Source organism: SAR324 cluster bacterium (assembly GCA_029245725.1).
Taxonomy (GTDB): domain Bacteria; phylum SAR324; class SAR324; order SAR324; family NAC60-12; genus JCVI-SCAAA005.
Window position 1 is genome coordinate 1 of sequence record JAQWOT010000393.1, and the last position, 4,347, is coordinate 4,347.

The 4,347-nt window shown below is 42.5% G+C and carries 3 protein-coding genes; all 3 read right to left on the minus strand.

What is annotated here, in order from left to right; all coding sequences use genetic code 11:
- Positions 1-134: 134 nt before the first annotated feature.
- Positions 135-1,013, minus strand: coding sequence for a hypothetical protein (locus P8O70_21625; protein ID MDG2199442.1), 879 nt, complete (start codon positions 1,011-1,013; stop codon positions 135-137).
- Positions 1,014-1,214: 201 nt separating this feature from the next.
- Positions 1,215-3,113 carry a tetratricopeptide repeat protein gene (locus P8O70_21630; protein MDG2199443.1) on the minus strand — a complete coding sequence of 633 codons (1,899 nt, stop codon included), beginning with the start codon at positions 3,111-3,113 and terminating at the stop codon, positions 1,215-1,217.
- Positions 3,103-3,972 (minus strand): hypothetical protein, encoded by an 870-nt coding sequence (locus P8O70_21635; protein ID MDG2199444.1) that lies wholly within the window; start codon positions 3,970-3,972, stop codon positions 3,103-3,105. The genes P8O70_21630 and P8O70_21635 overlap by 11 nt, the downstream gene beginning before the upstream one ends.
- Positions 3,973-4,347 lie beyond the last annotated feature (375 nt).

A 4,347-nucleotide genomic window follows, 5' to 3' on the forward strand; every position in this document is an offset into this window, starting at 1 on the left:
CTTGACTCACTCAGAATGCCTAGTTAACTTTTTGGAGCCTTCAAACTTGTTTCAAACAAGTTCGTTGACCTAGGGAGGAGTTGGTAGCCTCCAATAGTTGGGGGCTACAGTCCTAGGCCGAATCATATTAAAAATTACTTCCCTGCCTTCATCCAATCTGTGAGATCATCCCTGAGCCCCTCCAGAGTACTTGCTTTTAGTGGCGCATCTAAAGTTAGCCTCAAAAACTCTTCCTCCCGATTCCACTGATCTACATCTCCTTGGTGAGCAAAAACGACGATCTCATCAGTATCCACAATACCCACACTGACACCTGACGCTCCGATCTGAGTCCACAATAGAGTATCCTCAACTTTTTGCAGTTCACCCACGCTTTCTTGAACTAGTTGGAGTACTTGAATCAATGTCTGGTCACGTGTCGCTGCCTCCAATGAATCCAAAGCTTCTCTGATTTGTTTGCGAGATGCTTCTAAATCTATCTCGTCAGATAGATGGGCACTCCATAACTCTTGTGCTCCTCCCGCAGAAGCATATCGGAGAGTTAGCCAAGCCTGCTCTAACCCTGCAAGACTTCGAATATCTTCAAACTGAACAAGGATATCCAATACCCTTTCTATACCGTAATCCAAAGTCTCTAACTCCTTGCGCCAGACCCCTTGGCGTTCAGTTGCCTCAAAGTTTTGCTCAGCCTGAAATAAACTAAATAACTGCTGAAATCTGTCTCTTTGAAAGCGTCTCAAACCGAATTGATAAGTCTCACCTTCATGTAATTCTATCAAAAGGTTTTTGACAGATTCAGCTTCTTCTTTAACATGAGTCTGACATGCCTCCCAGTGCTCTTCTGGCTTATAATGACGCTCCATGTATTCTGGGATTGAGATTCGAAACATAGGAGATGCTTCAGGATCACTACCAGAAGGTACAATCCAACCCTGCCTGTACATTATCTCAAGCAGAGCCCTCTCAACTGCAGCGAGTTGTTCTGTACTTAATTCGAAAATGGATTGTGCCATAACTATTTGATTGGTGGTTATTAAGTCTGATTAATTGATCAATTTCTAGTTTATTAGAGCTGCTAATTTCAGTGGCTTAAATAACTTGCCGAAACGTTTTATCAAAAGTAAGTCAGTCGTAAATCAAAACTTCTTTTCCAAATACTCTAAGGCTAAGCCGCTCTCATGTCTCGTGGTATCAAAGAGAGCGCTAATTGCCCCTCAATTGCGCTGTACAAACGAAGTGTTGATTAAACTCTCCAACGGTTCAGGTGAAAGCAGTTGGAAAAGAGGTGGGACTGAGAGTGATTGCTGAATAGAGATTGGATCATTCAGTTGCTGAAACTGGCGCAAAGTTCTCTGGTAAGCCACCTGATCATTAAGCTGTCGATAAACTGTTGCAAGCCGATCCAAAAAAACTGATTGGAATGGAGAGTCAGCTTTTAGAGCGTTCTCCAGAATTACCTTTGCTTCCTTGTACTGCCTGGTTACAAGGTAAGAAGCACTCAGTGCTTCAATCAAATAAAATTGGCGTGGGTATCGCTCAAGGCCTCGAACCAAAATTTCCTGGGCCGCTTGTTCTTGGCCACGATAGCGTTTGATATCTGCTACAAGACGATGGGCTAATCCTTGGGATTCCTCTCTGACCAGAAAGTCTTCAGACAATTTCAGTGCTTGATCGGTCTGATCTAACTGTAGCAAAGTCATTGCCTGCAGATATACACTCTCCCAATGAATGGGGGAATCTTTCAACAAGTCCTCGGTGTAAGACAGAGCACGAGAATATTGTCTCTGCAGATACAAAACTCTAGCTAGGGAAAATCTCAGCGAAAATGTTTCTCTGACTACCAGTGCCTGTCGAAGCAGTGTCTCTGCCTGGTCGTATCTCCCTTGAGTGACCAGTAAATCAGCTTGCAGAGTCAACAAATAAACATTCGTGGCGTCTTGCTGCTTCAATTTCTCGATGATTTGCTCTACCTGCTGCAGTTCCCCTCGCATCAGCTTCCGTCTAGCATTCAGCAGCTGATAGGGCAAAGGACGATCATCTAATTCAAGCGCTCTAGCAAGCGCAATATCACCTCGCAGGTAATCCCTTCGTTGGAAGAGCAATGATGCTCTGAGATAGTACAAATCTGCTCGTTGATTTTGAATTTCCAGAGCCTTCTCTACCAATTCCAAAGCCTGCTGATACTCACCGACTTGAAGGCTTAACTGCGCTCGGCCTAACAGAGCTTCCACGTTGGTGGGATCTCTTCTGAGTAAATCTTCAAGAACTTGATTTGCGGTAGCTTGGCTTCCTTGATTACTGAGAAGGAGAGCGTAGATGAGTTGATCCTCTGGTTCCAACTTTCCCAACCGAGCCAATTCTTTGATTCTTTCCAGCGCATCATCTTGTTTTTGTTGAAGGTAGAAAAGTCGGAGCTGCTCTCGAAGGACTTCAACCCATTGGGGGTCCTGGGCCAGAAGTTCTGAAGCCAATACACTGGCGTGATAATAGTTTCCTTGGCCAACAAAGATTCTCAATCTCAGAAGTTGAGCATCTTTGTTTGATTGTTCCAAGACGAGTAGATTTTCCACTGCCTCAAGTGAAGATTCATAGTTTTGACGTTTGATTTGAATACGAGCCATGTGGAAATAAGCTTCAACATAATTTTCATCACGTTGAAGTGCCTCATCCAATGATACCGTAGCCTTTCTATATTCACGAATCTGCTCATAACCAAGTCCTAAATTCAAATAAATGGAAAGCCGATCTGGATCAACCTGAAGAGCAGCGTTCCATTCTTTGATAGCATCCACATAACGTTCTCTCGCGTAGAGAACCTTACCTAACAATTCAAGATACTCAGCGTTCAGAGGCGCCCCCTGAACTGCAACTCTTAACATACCTTCTGCTTGCACGTTTTCACCAAGAAACAAACGTCCACGAGCCAATTCAAACGCCGCATCTAAATTATTTTTGTCTTCAATGAGTCTTTCTTCCTGCTGCTCGACAAAAGAGTCAACATTTGCAAGATTCAGAGGTTGCCGCAATACGGGCAAATTTGGATTTGTGCAACCAACAATTACAATCAACAGAGAGAAATGGATCAACCAATTTTGCAAAAACTTACGGCACATAAGTGATTTTCTTTGAAGGCAAACTTTCATTTCCTGATCTATCAACCCAGCGAACATGATAGTGACCAGGGTCTGATCGCAATTCCGGCACCAAAGCAAAGCTCTCTTGGATTGGCTGCAAAGTTAGCGGAGTCTCAGGCCATCGACGACCATCTTCACTCCGATAAATATTGACTCGATAATACATCTGGTTGTGAGCAAGAAATTTGTCATTCTGCCATCTAAATTCAACATTTTCAGAAAGTGGTTTCCAAACCATTTTGATTAATCTGATATTGTTTAAATCCCTGGAGAGCAGTCGGCTTTGTTTCAACAAAGAATCAAAATTTTTGGCTAAATTTTTGGGACTAACCTCTTCAATGGTTAATTCAGGCACTCGAACAAAATTTGTGGGCAATCCTGCACTCACGTAATCAGATATAGAGATTAAATTATTGGTTGGAATAAATACATGTCGAATTTTGAAAAGAGTAACTTCCTGAGGATTTGCAGATAAAGGAGGAAAAAAGTAGAAAAGATTCCCTTCACGTTCTAATTGTGGAGAATTGAAATCAAGCACGTATCTTGACCCAACGCGCAATTCACAGCGCGAACAAGGTTCTTCTCTGATCAGAGTTTCTATTTCAAAGCGATGATCCTCCAGCTTCCCCTCACTAACCAGTTCCTTTAGCAATTCTGGTTCAATTAACTGCCAAGACAGTCGCAGGCTTTCTCCTCTAAATATTGCCTTAGGACTTTGAAAAGTCTTGAGCTGGGGCTTTTCTGGGTCTGGCTGGGGTGCCGTTCGATAGCCACACGCAACCAGGTATAAAAGGATCAAGCTTAAGAAAATACTTCTACAAGCTTTGCTTAATAGCATTTCTTCTTGATGTTCACAAACACCAAGGAGGGGCTTAACGCAATTTGCGATTTGACCTATCCTCTACAAGCTAACGTAATTAAGTGTTTCTTAGTGGGAAAATGGGGCAGGGATGGAAGATGCTAGGTGATTCTATTTTCCATGGATCATTCTAGATAAACAAGGAGAATATCGATCTTGAAATCTTCATCACCATCGCCATCTTTCTGTAGCAAGTCCATTTGCCTTATTTAAAATTTATTTTGAAAAAACTGATATTATTTCGCAGGAACGACAAAGGAAAGACCTCTTTTGCTTTTGTATTAAAAACTCAAGCAAAAGCTTTTGGTGAGGTGATCTTGCGTGCAAGTTCAAAGCCGGCTCTTCTCATAGAAC